Here is a 17,509-nt window from a genome sequence, read left to right on the forward strand (position 1 = left end):
AGCGGTCGAGACCGCCTGACCCGGCCGGGTCAGGTGGTCTCGACCGTGAGCAGTGTGACCGGGGCGACCGCGTCCACGTCGTAACGGTTGCCGGTAGTCCAGTCCTTCGGGGTCAGCGTCGAGCCGGGCGCCACGTCGCGCAGGGTCCGCGACCCGGCGGTCACCGTTCCCGCGCCACCACCGACCTTTATGCGCACCGGGCTGCCGGTCGGCGCCCGCAGGATGAGCTCCTCCACCCCGCCGGTGATCTTCATGGGTACTGTCCCGGCCGCGTCGGCCAGTGTCATCTCGGCCCGCCTGGTGCCGCCGACCATCTCGATGCCCTTGATGCGGCCCTCACTCAGGTCGACGATCCGCTCGGCCGAGTATCCCGAGAACCGGATGGTCCACCGGACCTTCGCGGCCAGCACGACCTCCACCTCCCCGCCGGTGCCGGCGTCGTCGCGGGTGACGTCGACCCGCAGCCGGTCCTCGCGTACCTCGGCGCTGGGCTTGATCCCGGCGCCCTCGGGCGAGCTGATCCGGTACAGGTCGTCGCCGAGGTCCGCGATCCGCAGCTGGACCCGGTCGGTGGCGGCGAGCAGCTCGAACGTGGCGAGGGTCCGGTCCTCGAGCGGTCCGCTGACCACCCGGTCGTCTCCGCCGCCGCCCAGCATGTCGCTGATCTGGTTGTCGCCGGAGTAGTAGACGACGCCGGTGAGCGCCACGACCGCCAGCGCCACCACTCCGAGCACTGTCATGCCGGCCGTGACGAGCCGGGACTGCCGGCGGCGCGGCGGCAGTCCTCCCGGACCGCCGGGTGATCCCGGAGCCCCGGGACCGCCGGGACCGCCCGGTGCCGCGGGTGAGGTGACCGACGGCGGCAGGGTGTCGGCCCAGACGACCGGTTCGTCGCGGCGGCCCCAATCCGCCGCGAACCCGGTGCCGGCGGAGTTCCCCGCCGCACCGCCGTCCGCCCAGGGCGTGGCGTCCTGCCCCGCCGAAAAGCCGGACGCGCCGGAGAAACCTGAACCGGCACGCGATGCCCCGGCTTCCGAGGAGGCAGGCGATGAACCGGTGTCGAACGACGAAGCCCGGGACGAGACGCCCGGCGACGAGCCGCTTCCGAGGGACGAGCTCCGGGAGGAGTCCGCATCGAGCGACTCCGGCCACGAGGTGGTCGAGGCCGCGTCGGCGGGCAGGGTGCCGATGCCGACGCTGAACGGGTCGGCATCCGCCGGCCAGGACGACGCGTCGGTGCCGTTGCCGCTCTTCCGGACGATCGGCAGATCGTCGGAGGTGTCCCCACGACGGCGGCGCGGCAGCTCATCGCTGTCGTCCCGGCCCACCCGGGGCAGATCGCCGGTGTCCCCACGACGCCGCTGCGGCAGCTCAGCCGCCGCGGACCCGTCACCGCGCCCCCGCTTACGAGCACGCAGTCCGTCGCCGTCCGCAGAAGCGCGGCGCAGGCCGCCGGTGTCATCCGCAGAGATCCGGCGAAGACTGCCGGTGTCATCCGCGGACACCCGGCGAAGACTGCCGGTGTCGTCCCCCGAGACCCGGCGCAGGCCGCCGGTGTCGTCGGAGCCGCGCCCCCGGGAGGCCCGCGCCCCACCGATCGGCCCGTCACTGAATCCGAACGAGACCCGCCCGGGCCCGCCCGGCGACGCCGGCCCGAACTCCGGTGGCGCCGGATCCGCGCCGCCCCCGGACGGGACGACGGGTGAGCCAGGCGCGACGGCAGGAGAGGAGATCGACCCGCTCTCCGACGGTTTCGGATCCCCGAACCATCCGAGCGGCTTGTCGTCCCCCTCCTCTGCAACCTCCCGAGCCGATGGCCGCCGGTACGGCAGCCGGCCGGCCGGGCTCTCCTCCCCCTGCTCGGCTCCGGCCGAAGCGGAACGGTCCACGATTCCTCCCTGCAGCGCACCCAACGGTGTGTCCCCCGATGGAAGTACGTAAGGAACCGCTCTTCCGGATGAGTGACGGGAAGGTTTACCGCGGGTCAGGTCGTACGAGTCCGCGCCGGGTGGCGATCGCGACCGCCTCGAGCTGACTGTGCGCGCCCAGTTTGGCGAGCACGGCCTTCTGATATCCGCGGCAGGTGTGCACGCTGATGCCGAGCCGCCGGGCCACCGCACGGGCGTCGAGACCGGCCGCCATCAGCTGCAACACCTCGTCCTCGCGCTGGGTGAGACCACCCGCGGTGAGGTTGTTGGCACGCTGTCCGGCGACCGCCGGGGTGGTGCTGCGCAGCAGCCGGGCCAGGATGTCGGTGGAGACGGTCATGCTGCCGCGGTGTGCGGTGCGCAACGCGTTCAGAACGTCACCGAGCGCGCCGTTCTTGGACAGGAAGCCGGCCGCCCCGGCGGTGGTGGCCCGCCGGACGAGGGTCTGATCCTCGCTGGAAGTGAGGATCACCACACGCGAGTCGGGTTGGCGTACCCGGATCAGTTCGGCGATCGCGATGCCGTCGGCATCGGACAGTTCCGGGTCCATCACGATCACATCGGGCAGCAACTCGGCTGCGAGCCGCAACGCCTCCGCCCCGGTCCGTGCGTGCCCGACCCATCGAAGATCGGCCTGACCTGCAAGAGCATGTCCCAGAAGCTCGGCGAAGGTCTGGTGACCGTCGACGACGAGCACAGTGATCGTCTCGCCGCTGTCCATACGTCACCTTCCTCGATGTGCCCCCGGCGGGCTCCGCGCAGTCTAAGGATTACCCGACGGACTGCCTTCCCTACCAACAGCCTGCCCAGTGGTACGCCTGACGACCGGTTGCCTCCGAGCGGACCTGATGACCAGTCTTTCGGTCAACCCGCCCCCCTCGCTTTGGGGCTTGCCGGTTATACCGCCCGGCCCGCAGAGTTCTGGATCATGCACGACATCCAGCTCTTCGGCCGTCTCGAGGTCCGCACCCGTGGCATCCGCCTGACCGGGAACGACTTCGGTGGCGCCCGGCCACGTCACCTGCTCGCCCTGCTCGCACTGCGGGGTGAGTGGTCGCTTGTGGAGCTGGCCGACACGCTGGGTGTCTCCACCGCCACGCTGAAGGACGATCTGGCGATGCTGCGCGACCGCCTGGAGCCGGGGGTCCGCCCGCGTGACTCGGTGATCGCGACCCACCGGGGCCGGGTCCGCCTGGTCACCGAGCGGGTGCACGTGGACGCCGCCACCTTCGACGAGCTGATCGCGATCGCGGCGGAGCGCACACCGGCCCGCGCCGCCCGGCTGCTGGCGGCGGCGGCCTTCCTGGCCTCGCGCCCGCTGCTGGAGGACGAGGACGCGCCATGGGCGGCCGAGGCCCGCGCCGAGTACCGCGCAAAACTGATCATGGCAAACACCCCGCAGCCGATCAGCTGAGCCGCGAGGGACGAACACCCCGAAGGGCGAGCACCCCGCAGCCGATCCGATAGCTGCCGGAGAATGACCGGGTGCTGCCCACCACCCTGTCCCCGGTGCCGCTGGCCCCGGAACTCTCCCTCTACCTCGTCACCCAGCCGGTCGGGCTCTTCGACCTGACCGGCGGCGAGTTCCGCAGCGATCAGCCGCCGCCGTTCTGGGCGTTCGCCTGGGCGGGCGGCCAGGCCCTGGCCCGCTTCCTGCTCGACCATCCGCACGAGGTGACCGGCCGCCGGGTGCTGGACGTCGCCACCGGCTCCGGGGTGGCCGCGATCGCCGCCGCCCACGCCGGGGCCGCCGCCGTGGCCTGCACCGACATCGACCCGGCCGCGGTCGAGGCGGCCCATCGCAACGCCGGCGCCAACGGCCTGTCGCTGGCCGGTGAGGTCGACCTGCCGCAGGTGGTGCTGGCCGGCGACGTCTTCTACAGCCCGGCGGTGGCCCCGCGGATGGTGGCCCAGCTGCGTGGTTTCCGGGACGCGGGCGCGACCGTGCTGGTCGGCGACCCGGGCCGCGGTTTCTTCCCCGAGCGCCTGTTCGACCTGGTGACCGAATACGTCGTGCCGGTGCCGGCCGCGCTGGAGGACACCGAGACGCTCGTCACGGGCATCTGGCGTATGCGTTCATCACGCAACTAGTTGTAGGCTACACGCATATCTCGATCCGGAGGAACGACGCCCGTGCACGAACAGGAATCCACCCGGCTCGCCGACGAAATCACGCGTTTGGTCCGGATGGGCGCGCGATTCCGGGGCATGCTCAAGACCGGAGATCTCGGAGCCGAGTTCTCCGCACTGATGCTGCTGCCACCGTTGCGCGCGATGGGCCCGATGCGGGTCACCGACCTGGCCGAGGTCAAAGGGGCCGATCCGTCGACGGTCAGCCGCCAGGCCGCCCAGCTCGTCAAGGCGGGCCTGGCCCGCCGTGAGGCGGATCCAGCCGACGGCCGCGCGTCGCGCCTCGCCGTGACCGAGGCCGGGGTGGCGGCCTGTGAGCGGGTGCGCCAGGCCCGGGTGGCCATGCTCACCCGGGTGCTGACCGACTGGCCGGCCGACCGGGTCGCGGCCTTCACGGATCTTTTCGAAGAGTTCAACGACGCGGTCGAGGCGCACCTGCGCTCCGACCCGGGATCACCCCCACGGGAGACTGCGTGAGCCACCCAGCCCCATCGGCGACCGCGCCGGTGGAATTCACCCACCGCCAGATCCTGACGGTCCTCGGCGGCCTGATGATGGGCATGTTCCTCGCCGCGCTGGATCAGACGATCATGGCGACCGCGACCCGGACCATCGCCGACGACCTGCAGGGCTTCGATCTGCAGGCCTGGGCCACCACGGCCTTCCTGATCACCTCGACGATCTCCACGCCGTTGTACGGCAAGCTGTCCGACATCTACGGCCGGCGCCCGTTCTTCCTGCTGGCCATCGGCATCTTCATCGTCGGCTCGTTCCTCTGCGGTCTCTCCGACAACATGTGGCAGCTCGCCGCATTCCGGGCCATCCAGGGCCTCGGCGCCGGCGGTCTGATGTCGCTGGCGCTTGCCATCATCGGTGACATCGTCCCGCCCCGCGAGCGCGCCAAGTACCAGGGCTTCTTCCTCGCCGTCTTCGGCACCGCGAGTGTCCTCGGCCCGATCCTGGGCGGCTTCTTCGCCGGCGCCGACACCATCCTCGGCACCGACGGCTGGCGCTGGGTGTTCTACCTCAACGTGCCGATCGGCCTGGCCGCCATGGCCGTCGTCGCCCGGGTGCTGCACCTGCCGCACCACCGCGTCGACCACCGCATCGACTGGCCCGGCGCGATCACCCTGATCCTCGCCCTCGTCCCGCTGCTGACCGTCGCCGAACAGGGGCGCGAGTGGGGCTGGGGCTCCGCCGAGTCGATCGCCTGCTACGTGATCGGCGGGATCGGCCTGATCGGCTTCATCCTGGCCGAACGCGCCTACAAGGACGAGGCCCTGCTGCCACTGGCCCTGCTCGGCAAGCGCACCGTCGCGGTCGGCGTCACCGCCAGCACCATCCTGGGCATGGCGATGTTCGGCGGCCTGATGACGGTCCCGCTGTACCTGCAGATCGTGAAGGGCTCCTCGGCCACCCTGGCCGGCCTGCAGATGATCCCGTTCGTGGTCGGCATCATGGCCGGCTCGATCATCTCCGGTCAGCTCATCTCCCGTACCGGCCGGTATCGGATCTTCCCGATCGTCGGCAGCGTCTTCATGGTCACCGCGCTCTACCTGTTCTCGCTGATCGGCGCGGACACCCCGCTCTGGCGGACCATGCTGGTCATGGTGCTGATGGGTCTCGGCCTGGGCAGCAACATGCAGCCGATGATCACGGCGGTGCAGAACGCGGTCTCGCCCCGGGAGATCGGCACCGCCACGGGCGCGGTCACGTTCTTCCGGTCGATGGGCGGCACCCTCGGCACCGCGGTCTTCCTGTCGGTGCTGTTCAACGTGCTTCCCGGCAACATCAGGGACGCGTACGCCGAGGCGCAGCCGACTCCCGCGTTCCAGCAGGCGATCGCCGCCGACCCGTCACAGAGCGAGACCCTGAAGGTCGCGATGAGCGGCGCCGGGCTCAGCGACACGTCGTTCCTCAGCAAGCTCGCCGACCCGATCTCACACCCGTTCAAGGTCGGCTTCGCCGAGAGCGTGCACGTGGTGTACCTGATCGCGTTCTTCGTGATGATCCTCGGCCTCATCGTGGTCTTCTTCCTACCGGAACTGCCACTCTCCCAGCGCTCGGCACAGCAGGCCCGCGCCGAGGCCGCGCAGGAGGAGGCAGGGGTCAAGGCAGGCGGCGAGGGCACCGCTTAGATCTTCAGGCGGGGGTACGGCCGAAGCGTCCCGTCCGTGCCCCCGGCCTCGTCACGTCCCGTTCCCAGAAACGGGCAGTAGCGTGGCCGCATGGCTGTTGTGAAGATCAACGCGATCGAGGTCCCCGAAGGCGCCGGCCCCGAACTGGAGAAGCGGTTCGCGGCCCGGCACGGCGCGGTCGAGAACTCCCCCGGGTTCCTCGGCTTCGAGCTGCTGCGCCCGGTGGCCGGCGAGACCCGCTACTTCGTGTACACGCGCTGGGAGACCGAGGAGGACTTCCAGAACTGGGCCGGCGGGAGCGCTCGTGAGGCCCACGCCGGCGAGCGCGCGAAGCCGGTCGCCAGCGGCGCCAGCCTGCTGGAGTTCGAGGTGGTCCAGCAGGTCGAGAAGCAGGCCTGAACCCGCCGGCCGTACCTCGGGCAGGTGATCGCCGTCGCGGAACGGCCTGCAACCGGTCTGAGGTACGGCAGGACGGCCTATCCGGCGTTACGGGCCGCGGCGGCCACCAGGCGTTCGGCCACGGCGGCCTGGGGCAGACCCAGGCGCTGGGCGCTCTCGTGGAGGATCGCGTACGCCTCCTGGACGCCGCAGCCCCGCTGGGCGATGATCACGCCGGCCGCACGGTCCACCTCGGCGCCCTCGGTCAGCGCCTCCCGGCGGTGCAGCTCGCCGAGCAGCACCTCGGCCTGGCCGGCCATCGCCATCACGGTCACCAGCACCTCGGGGCCCACCTCGCCCGCGCGGTCCAGGTAGACGCTGACCGCGCCGACCGCGGTGCGCCGGACGTCCATCGGAACGGCGGCGACCGCCCGCAGGCCGTCCGAGCGGGCCGCCTCGCACAGCTCCGGCCAGCGGTCGTCACCGGTGAGGTCGCCGGAGGTCACCACGGCACGCGTGCGGGCCGCCTCCAGACCCGGGCCGGCGCTTCCGGCGTACTGCAGATGGTCGAAGGTCTCCCCCGCCGTGCCGGACCCGGCAGAGGTGAGCGGACCGCCCTCGCCGATCAGGACGACCGCGCAGCGGGCGACACCGGGCAGTGTGGCGGTCACGAAGGCGGCGAGCCGGTCGAGGGCCTGGTTGAGGGAATCCGCCGACAGCAACCGGACGGTGAGCTCGTGCAGCAGCCCGGCGAGCTCCACCGGGTGTGGCCCACCCGTCGCGGGTACGGCCGAATGCCGCGCCTTCGCACTGCCGGGGCGACGCGACGGGGTGAGCGGAGGCGTGCCGTTCTTGGGGGTGCGCCGGGTCAGCCGGGCGCCACGCTGCGCGGCCGGGACACGACGTTTCGGGGCAGACACTCGACGGATATTGCCACGTCTATCCGCAATCGCGCGCGACGAGGTGCCCCTAACGGGGGGTGTTGCCGCTTTAAACCCGTCTCGTCGGAGTTGCGGTGCCCGGAAGACGGAACCGGAGAGTATTGCGCCGCCCCTCGGTTGCCCGAGAGGCGGCGCGAATGCCGGTGTGCAGGTCGCCTCGCGGCGAGTGGCTCAACACGGCTCCAGCCGAACGGTATTCCGTGCAGGCGATGGGTGAGGCCCGGGGACACTGGGCACACCGGCATCCGTACACAACCGTCGGCTCGGGCACCTGATTCCATGAGCTTCTGTGACCTGAATCACTCTCGCCCGGTCGCCGGCCCTACTTTCGATACAGGCCCCAGCTAGCCCTCGGCCTTCCGCTTGGCGATCGAGTAGGCCAGCTGCAGGAAGTCCGAGGCCGCCGTGGCGGTCAGGCCGGTAGCGACCAGGCGGGTCAGCCGGGGCGCCAGCACCAGGCCGCCGGTCAGCCCGGTGGCCACCCAGACCGCCAGGCAGAACGGGCAGGTGACGAGCTCGCCGATGCCGTGCCGGATGGAACTGCCCTCGTCGCGGACCTCCTCGTGGAGCTCGGCGGCCCCGGCCGGCTCGGTGTACCGGGTGAACGGAGCACGCAGCGGGCTGGTCACGGCCTCCTTGGCGACCAGCCGGCTGAGCTTGTGCGTGGCGATCGACAACAACGCCACATCCGTCATGGCGGGACGTTCCGGCACCGGCCGGCCGCTGAGCTTCACGGCCGCCGCCAGCGCGCCGGCCATCGCCCCGAACGCGCCCATCGCGACCACGTAGCCGTCGAGGGGCCGGTGCTCGTGCGGTGCGTACGCCCTGGCCAATCGGGAGAGCAGCGCCATCAGAAGGCCTGCGTGAGCCGCTCCGGGTCGACCTCGCGTCCCGGGTTGCGTGCCATGTACTCGGTCTCCAGCTCCGCGGTGCGCTTGAAGTGGTTCTCGAGGGCCGCGTCCGGCCCGTGCCGCAGCGTGTGCAGCCGGGTCCGGTAGAGACTCGCCAGCTCCCGGAAGAGATCGTCGTCAGTCAGACCCGCAGGGTCGATCCCGGTGTCGAAGATCGCCGCTGCGCCGTACTCGAACCGCGTACTCATCGTGGTGCGCCTCCGTTCACTGCCGGAATAGCCCGGTCGGCAGTGATTCCCCCAGGAGGCACGCGTCAAACCCGCCGGTACGCTCGGGGGCATGAAAGGGCTGTGGACTCCGGCGTGGATGGGCCGGCATCTCCTGGCGCTGGTGCTGACCGCGGGCTGTTTCGTGCTGGGCTGGTGGCAGTTCAGCCGTGCCGCGGACGGCAACTCGATCAGCTGGGGCTACATGTTCCAGTGGCCGGTCTTCGGCGGCTTCGTCGTCTTCATCTGGTGGCGCGAGGTCCAGCTGGCCCGCCGCCGGGCCGCCGGTGAGCCGGTGACCGAGCCGGAGCAGCCCGCACCGTCCGCCCCGGCCCCGCCGGACGCGCCGGTCGCCCTGGGCCGGCCGGTCCGCGTCGCGGTCCGGTCCGCCGCCGGCGCGACGCCCGACCCGGAGCTGGACGCCTACAACGACTATCTGGCATGGCTCGCCGCCAACCCCGGCGCGCGTCCCGCCGATTACGCCCGCCGCACCGTCAGATGAAGCAGAGAGTCTAGGAGTCACCCGCCGTGCAGGGAGCCCTCACCCGCTACCGGATCATCGCCTGGATCGTCGGCATGGTCCTGCTCGCCCTCACCCTCGGCATGGTGCTGAAATACGGCCCGACCAAGGATGCGACCCTGGTCGAGACCGTGGGCTTCTTCCACGGATTCCTGTACATGGTCTACCTGATCGCCACCTTCGACCTGTCACGCCGCGTGCCGTGGCCGTTCAAGCGGATGGTCCTCGTCATGCTGGCCGGCACGGTGCCATTCCTGTCGTTCTGGGCGGAGCGGCACGTGACCCGTCACTGGGTGCCGGAGCCCGCCCCGGCACTGAGCGAATAGTCCGTTTGCCGCATCGAATTCACGCTCAGCGGCGAACAAATAACAGCCCGTTATCGGGACTATTCCCGCAAGCCCGACTATTGGTGAAAATCACTCGGCCAGGCCTTGATTTCTTTTCTTCCGCCGATAGGTTAATGCGGTTGGTCCGGTCCGCAGCCACAAACCCTCCGGTGGCGCCGGCCAACGCCGCCGAATCACGCGTGGCGATCGAGTGCCCACCCCCAGGGGCGCCGGCCGCCGCGAGCCGGACCGGAACACCCGCGGACAGGGCCTCTCTTCCAGCCCTGAAGCCTCCGCCGGCCCGGTAGGCGGCCAAGCGGAAGAAAGGCCCCTGACCAGTGCCACACCCCCGAACCCGGTTCCGGGCGCTCGTGGTCGCGCTGACGGCGTTCGTGATCACGACGTCGGGAGCGACGGCCGCGCACGCGGCTCCGTCCGCGAGCGAGCTCAAGAAGAAGATCGACGCGGCCTCGGAAAAGCTCGAGGACGTGACCGAGGACTACAACAAGCTGCGCCTCGACCTGAAGAACACCAAGGCCGAAGCCGTCAAGCTGGAGTCGTCGCTCAAGCCGGCCCAGGACGCGCTCGCGACCGCCACGGCCAAGGTGCAGACCATCGCCACCACCAGCTACATGCAGGGCCGGACCGGCGCGATGACCGTGCTGGTGAGCGGTGACACGGACACCATGCTGGAGCGCCTCGCGGTGCTGGACCAGATCGCCAAGTCCAACCAGCAGGACATCAAGACGTTCACCGAGACCACCACGACGTTCGCCGAGCGCAAGGCGGCCCTCAAGCAGACCCAGGACAAGCAGACCACCCAGGTCGGCGAGCTGGCGAAGCGCAAGAAGAGCATCGAGACGGACCTCGAGAAGCTGTACGACATGCGCGAGGCCGCGTATGGCAGCTCCACCGAGGACACCGGCTCGTACACCGGCAAGATCCCCGACATCCCCGGATCGGCCGGCACCGCGGTCACGTTCGCGTTCAACCAGATCGGCAAGCCGTACGGCTTCGGCGACGCGGGACCGAACTCGTACGACTGCTCAGGTCTGACCTCGGCGGCCTGGGCGAAGGCGGGCAAGTCCCTGCCGCACAACGCCGCCGCCCAGTACCGGGCCACCGCAAGGATCAGCAAGGCCGATCTGCAGCCGGGTGACCTGGTGTTCTACCGGAACAACCAGCACGTCGCGATCTATGTGGGCGGCGGCAAGATCATCGACGCCCCGTCAGCCGGCCGGGACGTGCTCCATCGCACGATCGCCATCATGACCCCGAACGGCTACGGCCGGGTCAAGTAATACCGCGTACGCGAAAAGGCCGGTACCCCCTCGAGAGGGGGCACCGGCCTTGATCGTTTCAGTTACCCGCTGGTCAGGCGGCGGCGAGGCCCTCAGCCCGGGCCAGCTCGCGGAGCCGGCCGAGCGCCTGGATCTCCAGCTGACGGATCCGCTCCCGGCTGAGCGAGAAGCGGGACGCCACCTCGGTCAGGGAGTGCTCGCGGCCATCCTCCAGGCCGTACCGCGCCCGCATGATGCCGGCCGACCGGTCGTCCAGGTGGTTGAGCAGGCCCTCGATGCGCTGCCGCTCCAGCGCGTTGAGCACGATCTCCTCGGGGCTCGGCGCGTCGCTGTCGGCGACCAGGTCTCCGAGGTTGGTGTCGCCGTCGTCACCGACCGGGGTGTCCAGCGAGACGGTGTCCTGAGCCCAGCGGGTGAGCTCGTTGACCCGCTCGACGGTCACGCCGAGGGCGGCCGCGATCTGGTCGGGCTCCGGGTCGGCGCCCAGCTCGCGGACCAGCTGCCGGGTGACGTTACGCATCCGGTTGACGTCCTCGACCAGGTGGACGGGGAGCCGGACGGTGCGCTCCTGCTGGGCGATGGCCCGGCTGATCGCCTGGCGCACCCACCAGGTGGCATAGGTGGAGAACTTGTAACCGCGCTCGTAGTCGAACTTCTCGACCGCGCGGACCAGGCCGGTGTTGCCCTCCTGGATCAGGTCCAGCATCGGCATGCCGGACCGCACGTAGCGGCGTGCGATGGACACGACCAGACGAAGGTTGGCCCGGATGAACAGGTCCTTCGCCTTCTGGCCCTCGGCGACCAGACGCTCCAGTTCCTCCCGGCTGACGCCGCGGCGCTCCTCGCCCGTCTCGAGCAGGTGCTCGGCGTAGAGGCCCGCCTCGATTGCCTTGGAGAGCTCAACCTCCCGCGCGGCGTCCAACAACGGCGTCCGGGAGATCTCGTGCAGGTAGACTCCGACGAGGTCGCGCTCTTCGGCGACCTGGTCGGTACGCATCACGGTGTTCTTCTCCACGTTGCCCACGGTCCCCTCATTGCCGTCACTAACCCTGTTACGGGCATTACCTGCGTCCATCAGCCCTCTCCCGTAACGTCCGCAGCTCGTGCATTGCGGTTGCTGACATCTACACAACAAATTGCTGGCCGCGCTGATTCCGGCTGGTGGATCGAAGTTGTCACGAATGCCTGGGTGTCACCTGAGAGCCCAGTGCGCGGTAGCTGAATATGGCATCGTCGCGATCGTCGTGCAGACGATCGGATACCCTCTACGCGCTTCATAACACCATCGGCCTCTCATCGTCACAGCGACGGGCATCACCCTGAGCTACGCGATACTCGTCACCCCCGAGTACGTGTTCCGCGCTCCTGGGGTTCATGTGCAGCATCGGCCGGACTTCGAGGAGCCTGAAACAAACGCCTCCGGGAAAGATCGGCGAGCCCGGAGACCGAACGGGACCATCGGTCACAATGCGCCACGCCGCGCCACACTTCACTCGCCCGCACGGGTGACGCTGGGCAAGCCCGGAACATTCCCAGGTGACGACCAGTGGCGACGGTTAAGTGAGGAAGAGCACATCCACGACGGTGTGACAAGCTGCTCCCATGATCTCGACACGTACGGCTCTGGTGACCGGCGGCACAGGCGGGCTCGGTCCCGCGACCATCAGCGCGTTCCTCGCTGCGGGCTGGCGTGTGGTGGCCCCGGTGCGGCCGGGGACAGCCGACCGGCTCCCCGCGGGCGCGGCCGCCGTGGACGCGGATCTGACCGTGGAGGCTGACGTCCGGGCGGCGGCCCGGGTGGCCGCGGACGACCCGGAGGCGCCGCTGCGGACGGTGGTCAACCTGGTCGGCGGGTACGCGGGAGCCGGCCTGATCGCCGACACCCCCGTCGCCGACTTCGAGGCGATGCTCACCATGAACCTGCGGCCCACCTACCTCACCACGGCGGCGGCTCTGCCGTACCTGATCGAAGGGGGTGGGGGTTCGGTGGTCTGCGTCTCCTCCCGGGCCGCCGTGTCGCCGTTCCCGGGCGCGGCCGGTTATGTGACCGCCAAGGCCGCCGTCCTCGCGTTCGCGGCCGCGGTCGACGTCGAGTACCGCAAGCGGAACGTGCGCTGCAACACGGTTCTGCCCAGCGTCATCGACACGCCGGCGAACCGGACCGCCATGCCGGACGCCGATCACGACCGCTGGGTGAGCCCGGCCGAGATCGCCGAGGTGGTGCTCTTCCTGGCCTCGGACGCCTCGGCGCCGACCAGCGGCGCCCAGATCCCGGTTTACGGTCAGGCCTGACCGAGCTCGGCCAGGATCGCCTTGGTGACCTGCTCCGGGGTGCCGTTGGCGTCGATCACCACGAACGCCGGGTACTCCGGCAGCGAGCGGTAAGCGCCGTCCGCTGTCCGGAGGTACTCCATGGTCTCGGTGTCGTAGCCACGCCGCTCGATCCGCTCCTGTGCCACCTCCGGGTCGACCGCGAGGAAGAACGTCACGTCCGGGCGCGGGAACAGGCGGTAGGCCAGGCGGGCGAACCGCTCCGCCATCGGCCGGGCGCCGTGCGCGCGCAGGCTCGCGAACTGGCAGACCGCATACCGGTCCATCACCGCGACCTCACGGTGCACGACGCGCCGCAGCTGGGTCCGGGCGATCGCGAGCCACCGGAGCATCGACTCGAGGACCAGGGTGCCGCGGCGGCCGAAGAGATCCTCGGCGTCGGTACGGCCGACGAGCACCGCGATCCGTCCGAACCAGTGCCGCCCACCGGCGTTCTGCCGGTACACGGCGGGGTGTCCTGCCGCGGCCAGCTCGGCCGCGACGACACGTGCCTGAGTGGTCTTGCCGGAACCGTCGATGCCGACCAGGGCGATGGTGCGCGGCATCCGGCGGGGCCCGCCGGAGGGGGCGGGGGCCGGGCCGGACTGCGCGAGGAGAGCCATACCTGACGACGGTAGCCCCCGGCGGCACCTTCCGTTCTGCACCGGCGGGCACGGAAGGTCCTCCAGAATGTTCGCAAGGGTTCAAGGTGCCGCGACTCCGGGTAGTCGTTCACGAACCGGACACCGGACAGGAGGTCGGCATGCCACACCGTGTGGACGAGGGCTTGGCCATCACCTTGAAGCGGGTCGCCTCGACGTTGAAGAGCGCGGACATCCCCTTCGCGCTGGGTGGGAGCTTCGCGGTTTACGCCCGCGGTGGCTACTCCAGCGATCATGACGTCGATTTCCTCATCCGTGAACAGGACAAGGACCGCGCCCTTCAGGAATTGGCCGCGGTCGGATTCGAGACCGAACAGCCGCCGGAGGACTGGCTGGTCAAGGTCTACGACGAGGGCCGGATGGCGGACCTGATCTACCGGCCGGTCGAGTCGCCGGTCGACGAGGAGACGCTGCGCGACACCGAGCAGATCTCGGTCGAGGCGATCTACATGCCGGTGCTCTCCGCGACCCGGCTGATGGTCCACAAGCTGCTCAGTTACAGCCAGCACTACTGCGACTTCGCGACCGGGCTGCCGGTCGCCCGCTCACTGCGGGAGCAGATCGACTGGGAACGGGTCCGCCGGGAGACCACCGCCTCGCCGTACGCCGAGGCGTTCATGGTGCTGCTGGACCGGCTGGACGTCGTGCCCTTCCCCGGTGAGCGGGAACTCAAGGTTGGGGGATGAGATGACGAAGCAGATCGATCTGGAGGCGGAGATCCAGCGCCTGCTCACCGAGCACGACCGGATCGCCGAGCAGGGCATCACCGTGCACCGCCGGGAGAACATCGTGGTGCTCAGCGGGGAGGTGGAGAGCGCGCAGCGCCGCGACGAGATCTGCCGGCAGATCTCCGGCCACTTCCCGGAGATCGAGATCACCTGTGACATCGGCATCACCCGGGCACAGGCCCCGAGCGAGGTGGAGGAGATTTCATGATCCGGATCGCCGCCGTGGGTGACGTCCACGTGGACAAAGACGTGGTGGGCCGCTACCGGCCCGCCCTCGAGCAGCTGCCCGGCCGCGCCGACGCGCTGCTCATCGCCGGCGACCTGACCCGGCACGGCACCGTCGAGGAGGCGAAGTGCTTCGCCACCGAGTTCGGCGGGCTGGCCGTGCCGGTCGTGGTGGTGCTCGGCAACCACGACCACCAGAGCGACCAGGAGCAACAGGTCACCGAGGTGCTCACCGACGCCGGGATCACCGTGCTGGAGTGCTCGGCGACGGTGCTGGAGATCCGCGGGCACCGGCTCGGCATCGCCGGCGCCAAGGGATTCGGCGGTGGGTTCGCCGGCGCCTGTGCCAGCAACTTCGGTGAGCGCGAGATGAAGAACTTCGTCGGCGTCACCGAGGACATCTCGGCGCGGCTGGGCGAGGCGCTGCGGTCGGTCGAGTGCGACGCGCTGGTGGCCCTCACCCACTACTCCCCCGTGCCGGACACCCTGGTCGGCGAGCCGCTGGAGATCTACCCGTTCCTGGGCTGCTACCAGCTCGGCAACGCGGTCGACTCGGCGCCGACGGCCCTGGCGCTGCACGGGCACGCGCACCACGGATCGGAACGTGGCCGTACGCCCGGTGGGGTGCCGGTACGCAACGTCGCGCACCCGGTGATCAAGCAGGCGTACAACGTGTACCAGTTGCTCTCCGAGTCCGTGGACGCCGAACTCGTGTCGGCCTGAACCCAGGTTTCCGATTTCGAGGCACCGGGTAACTGAGAAGACATGGACCTAGTGCTCTGGATTCTCGCCGTAATCCTCGTGGTCGCCGGTGTACTCGCCCTGTTCCGGCGGCAGATTCTCTGGGGTGTTGTGCTGATCATCGTCGGCCTGCTGGTCGGTCCCGGCGGCGTCAGCATCTTCACCTGATCCCCCTTATCCACCCGTAAAGCGACCACGAACCGGGGTCGCCGCGGCTTGGTCCGGAACGGACACAGCCTCGGTGACTCCGGTTCTTCTCTTTCGTGCGCTGCCGCACACACCGTGCGATGTTCGGCCGCTGATATCTGACTCAATCCCCGGCGTGGCTGACGTCCATCACTTCACGTACGGCGCCTACAACCCGATCGCCGCGTACCTGCTGGCATTCCTCGGCTCCCTTCTCGGACTCCTCTGCACCGCCCGCGCGCGGGACGCGCACAACCGCGGCCGGCGCAACCGCTGGCTCGCGATCGCCGCGTTCTCGATCGGCGGTGGCGGCATCTGGCTGATGCACTTCTCCGCGATGCTCGGCTTCGACGTACCGGTCAGCCCTGTCCGGTACGACCTGGCCATGACCCTGCTGAGCCTGGCCTTCGCGGTGGTGACCGTGGGCGTCGGCCTGCTGGTGGTCGGGCACGGTGAGCGCAGCGTCGGCAAGACGATGGCGGCCGGTCTGCTCACCGGCAGCGGCGTCATCGCCATGCACTACACCGGGATGGAGGGCATCCGCATCTCGGCGACCATCCGCTACTCCCCTCTGCTGGTCGTCGCGTCCGGCCTGATCGCCATCGCCGCCAGCACGATCGCGCTCTGGTTCGCCATCTCGGTGCGCGGCCTGGCCAAGGTGACCGGCGCGGCGGCGGTGATGGCGGTGGCGGTCTGCGGGATGCACTACACCGGCATGGCGGCCATGTCGATCGAGCTGAATCCGATCGTGGAACCGCCGGGCGGCATCCGGCCGCTCACCATGCTCGTACCGATCCTCCTGATCACCACGGCCACCATCGTGGGGGTGGCGCTGAGCGCCCTGCAGGCGATGACCGAGGAGGAGTTCACCGACGGGGCCGGCAACCCGAAACGGGGCGTGCACGCGGAGAATCCCCAGCCCTGGGTACTGAAGCCGGCGTCGATGGGCGCCATGCGGCTCACCCCCGCCGCCCGGGCGGTGGCCGCGGGACGGGCCGCTGCGGGACGTCCCTCTCCCGGGCCACGTCCCTCGCCCCGGCCGTCACCCCCGCCCGCGCAGGCCGTGCCACCGGCGACATCCGGCGGCTGATCGAAACCCATCCCCGCCCCGGATCCGGTATACCTGATCGACATGGCGCCAAGGATGCTGCTCTCGATGCCACTGCACGCCATCACCGAGGTGTACGGCGAGGCCGGCCTGCGTGACCGGTTCGCCCTCGAACTGGAGTCGTTCGCCCCCGACGAGCGCAAACAGCTCGTCGAGGCTCTCGACCTCGCCTCCCGTCTGCACGCCACCGACCGCCGGGTTCGCGAGCCGTACCTCAACCATCTGCTCCGGGTCGCGATCCGGATCATCCGCTACTACGGGGTACGCGACATCGACGTGCTCGTGGCGGCGCTGCTGCACGACGCGGTCGAGGACCATCCGGCCGAGCTGGGCGGGGTGGAGCCGGACTCGTCGTACACGGAGGCGACCGAGGCGGCCCTGGCCGAGCTGTCCCGGCGGTTCAACCCGAGGGTGGCCGAGCTGGTCCGGTCGGTCACCAACCCGGAGTACGACCCGGCCCGCGACAAGCACGAGCAGTATCGGATGCACGTCGCGGAGAACCTGGAACGCGACCCGTGGGCGCGGATCATCAAGATCTCCGACTTCACCGACAACGGGGTCGGCGTGATCCACACGACGCTCGACAAGGCGTACTCGTCGGCCCGCAAGTACCGGCCGCTGGTGCCCACACTGCGGGAACTGGTCGGCCGTCCGGACACCCCGCTGTCCACGCAGGCCAAGGAGCACATCCTGGACCAGCTCGATCTCGCCGAGGAGCGATTCGCCGCCATCCTCGACGATTGACCCCGGACGCCGAACTACCGTGGGGC

At 70.0% G+C, this 17,509-nt stretch carries 22 protein-coding genes; 15 read left to right on the forward strand and 7 right to left on the reverse strand.

Features of this window, described 5'->3' with window-relative positions; translation table 11 throughout:
- Nucleotides 1-29: 29 nt before the first annotated feature.
- Together CLV67_RS52575 and CLV67_RS00450 are read right to left on the reverse strand one after the other, a co-directional pair.
- Nucleotides 30-1,889, reverse strand: a complete 1,860-nt coding sequence (locus tag CLV67_RS52575) for a hypothetical protein (RefSeq protein ID WP_106315128.1) — start codon at nt 1,887-1,889, stop codon at nt 30-32.
- 85 nt (nt 1,890-1,974) lie between these two features.
- Nucleotides 1,975-2,649, reverse strand: coding sequence for a response regulator (locus tag CLV67_RS00450; RefSeq protein ID WP_106315129.1), 675 nt, complete (start codon nt 2,647-2,649; stop codon nt 1,975-1,977).
- Between the two features lie 207 nt (nt 2,650-2,856).
- Between CLV67_RS00450 and CLV67_RS00455 the strand changes: the two genes are divergently transcribed.
- The 5 genes from CLV67_RS00455 to CLV67_RS00475 all read left to right on the forward strand — a co-directional run bounded on the left by CLV67_RS00455 (nt 2,857) and on the right by CLV67_RS00475 (nt 6,595).
- Complete coding sequence (locus CLV67_RS00455; protein ID WP_106315689.1) at nt 2,857-3,342, forward strand: HTH domain-containing protein; 486 nt, start codon at nt 2,857-2,859, stop codon at nt 3,340-3,342.
- A 74-nt stretch (nt 3,343-3,416) separates the two neighbouring features.
- Nucleotides 3,417-4,019 (forward strand): class I SAM-dependent methyltransferase, encoded by a 603-nt coding sequence (locus CLV67_RS00460; RefSeq protein ID WP_373873137.1) that lies wholly within the window; start codon nt 3,417-3,419, stop codon nt 4,017-4,019.
- 42 nt (nt 4,020-4,061) lie between these two features.
- Nucleotides 4,062-4,535 (forward strand): MarR family winged helix-turn-helix transcriptional regulator, encoded by a 474-nt coding sequence (locus CLV67_RS00465; RefSeq protein WP_239166166.1) that lies wholly within the window; start codon nt 4,062-4,064, stop codon nt 4,533-4,535.
- Nucleotides 4,532-6,196: an MDR family MFS transporter gene (locus CLV67_RS00470; RefSeq protein ID WP_106315131.1), complete on the forward strand. Its 1,665-nt coding sequence runs from the start codon at nt 4,532-4,534 to the stop codon at nt 6,194-6,196. Before CLV67_RS00465 ends, CLV67_RS00470 begins: the two co-directional genes overlap by 4 nt.
- A 90-nt stretch (nt 6,197-6,286) precedes the next feature.
- A complete protein-coding gene (locus CLV67_RS00475) occupies nt 6,287-6,595 on the forward strand; it encodes an antibiotic biosynthesis monooxygenase family protein (protein WP_106315132.1) in 309 nt (102 codons plus the stop codon).
- A gap of 77 nt (nt 6,596-6,672) precedes the next feature.
- Here the strand turns inward: CLV67_RS00475 and CLV67_RS00480 are convergent, their stop codons facing one another.
- The 3 genes from CLV67_RS00480 to CLV67_RS00490 form a co-directional block, all read right to left on the reverse strand.
- Nucleotides 6,673-7,494 carry an ANTAR domain-containing protein gene (locus CLV67_RS00480; RefSeq protein WP_106315133.1) on the reverse strand — a complete coding sequence of 274 codons (822 nt, stop codon included), beginning with the start codon at nt 7,492-7,494 and terminating at the stop codon, nt 6,673-6,675.
- Between the two features lie 365 nt (nt 7,495-7,859).
- Nucleotides 7,860-8,366 carry a DUF1360 domain-containing protein gene (locus tag CLV67_RS00485; RefSeq protein WP_106315134.1) on the reverse strand — a complete coding sequence of 169 codons (507 nt, stop codon included), beginning with the start codon at nt 8,364-8,366 and terminating at the stop codon, nt 7,860-7,862.
- A complete protein-coding gene (locus tag CLV67_RS00490) occupies nt 8,366-8,614 on the reverse strand; it encodes a DUF6158 family protein (RefSeq protein WP_106315135.1) in 249 nt (82 codons plus the stop codon). Before CLV67_RS00490 ends, CLV67_RS00485 begins: the two co-directional genes overlap by 1 nt.
- A 91-nt stretch (nt 8,615-8,705) precedes the next feature.
- On the opposite strand from CLV67_RS00490, the gene CLV67_RS00495 reads away from it, so the two are divergent.
- The 3 genes from CLV67_RS00495 to CLV67_RS00505 all read left to right on the forward strand — a co-directional run bounded on the left by CLV67_RS00495 (nt 8,706) and on the right by CLV67_RS00505 (nt 10,779).
- On the forward strand, nt 8,706-9,134 hold the full coding sequence (locus tag CLV67_RS00495) for a hypothetical protein (protein WP_106315136.1): 429 nt from the start codon (nt 8,706-8,708) through the stop codon (nt 9,132-9,134).
- Nucleotides 9,135-9,160: 26 nt separating this feature from the next.
- Nucleotides 9,161-9,478, forward strand: coding sequence for a DUF3817 domain-containing protein (locus tag CLV67_RS00500; RefSeq protein ID WP_106315137.1), 318 nt, complete (start codon nt 9,161-9,163; stop codon nt 9,476-9,478).
- Nucleotides 9,479-9,816: 338 nt separating this feature from the next.
- Nucleotides 9,817-10,779 (forward strand): C40 family peptidase, encoded by a 963-nt coding sequence (locus tag CLV67_RS00505; protein WP_239166165.1) that lies wholly within the window; start codon nt 9,817-9,819, stop codon nt 10,777-10,779.
- Between the two features lie 73 nt (nt 10,780-10,852).
- Here CLV67_RS00505 and CLV67_RS00510 read toward each other — a convergent pair whose 3' ends face one another.
- Nucleotides 10,853-11,854, reverse strand: coding sequence for a sigma-70 family RNA polymerase sigma factor (locus tag CLV67_RS00510; RefSeq protein WP_106315138.1), 1,002 nt, complete (start codon nt 11,852-11,854; stop codon nt 10,853-10,855).
- Nucleotides 11,855-12,381: 527 nt separating this feature from the next.
- Here CLV67_RS00510 and CLV67_RS00515 point away from each other — a divergent pair.
- Nucleotides 12,382-13,071 (forward strand): SDR family NAD(P)-dependent oxidoreductase, encoded by a 690-nt coding sequence (locus tag CLV67_RS00515; RefSeq protein ID WP_373873133.1) that lies wholly within the window; start codon nt 12,382-12,384, stop codon nt 13,069-13,071.
- On the opposite strand, the gene CLV67_RS00520 is transcribed toward CLV67_RS00515, so the two are convergent.
- Nucleotides 13,062-13,655 (reverse strand): dTMP kinase, encoded by a 594-nt coding sequence (locus tag CLV67_RS00520; RefSeq protein ID WP_106315693.1) that lies wholly within the window; start codon nt 13,653-13,655, stop codon nt 13,062-13,064. The genes CLV67_RS00515 and CLV67_RS00520 overlap by 10 nt on opposite strands.
- 197 nt (nt 13,656-13,852) lie before the next feature.
- Between CLV67_RS00520 and CLV67_RS00525 the strand changes: the two genes are divergently transcribed.
- The 6 genes from CLV67_RS00525 to CLV67_RS00545 all read left to right on the forward strand — a co-directional run bounded on the left by CLV67_RS00525 (nt 13,853) and on the right by CLV67_RS00545 (nt 17,483).
- On the forward strand, nt 13,853-14,437 hold the full coding sequence (locus tag CLV67_RS00525; RefSeq protein ID WP_106315694.1) for a nucleotidyltransferase: 585 nt from the start codon (nt 13,853-13,855) through the stop codon (nt 14,435-14,437).
- A 1-nt stretch (nt 14,438) separates the two neighbouring features.
- On the forward strand, nt 14,439-14,687 hold the full coding sequence (locus tag CLV67_RS00530; protein ID WP_106315139.1) for a BON domain-containing protein: 249 nt from the start codon (nt 14,439-14,441) through the stop codon (nt 14,685-14,687).
- Nucleotides 14,684-15,427 (forward strand): metallophosphoesterase family protein, encoded by a 744-nt coding sequence (locus CLV67_RS00535; protein WP_106315140.1) that lies wholly within the window; start codon nt 14,684-14,686, stop codon nt 15,425-15,427. Before CLV67_RS00530 ends, CLV67_RS00535 begins: the two co-directional genes overlap by 4 nt.
- 42 nt (nt 15,428-15,469) lie before the next feature.
- Complete coding sequence (locus CLV67_RS51635) at nt 15,470-15,613, forward strand: GPGG-motif small membrane protein (RefSeq protein ID WP_170153708.1); 144 nt, start codon at nt 15,470-15,472, stop codon at nt 15,611-15,613.
- 154 nt (nt 15,614-15,767) lie between these two features.
- A complete protein-coding gene (locus CLV67_RS00540) occupies nt 15,768-16,721 on the forward strand; it encodes an MHYT domain-containing protein (RefSeq protein WP_106315141.1) in 954 nt (317 codons plus the stop codon).
- Between the two features lie 66 nt (nt 16,722-16,787).
- Entirely contained in the window at nt 16,788-17,483 is a 696-nt protein-coding gene (locus CLV67_RS00545; protein WP_239166164.1) for an HD domain-containing protein, read from the forward strand.
- Nucleotides 17,484-17,509 lie beyond the last annotated feature (26 nt).

The sequence above is a fragment of the Actinoplanes italicus genome (assembly GCF_003001815.1).
GTDB classification, from domain to species: Bacteria; Actinomycetota; Actinomycetes; order Mycobacteriales; family Micromonosporaceae; genus Actinoplanes; species Actinoplanes italicus.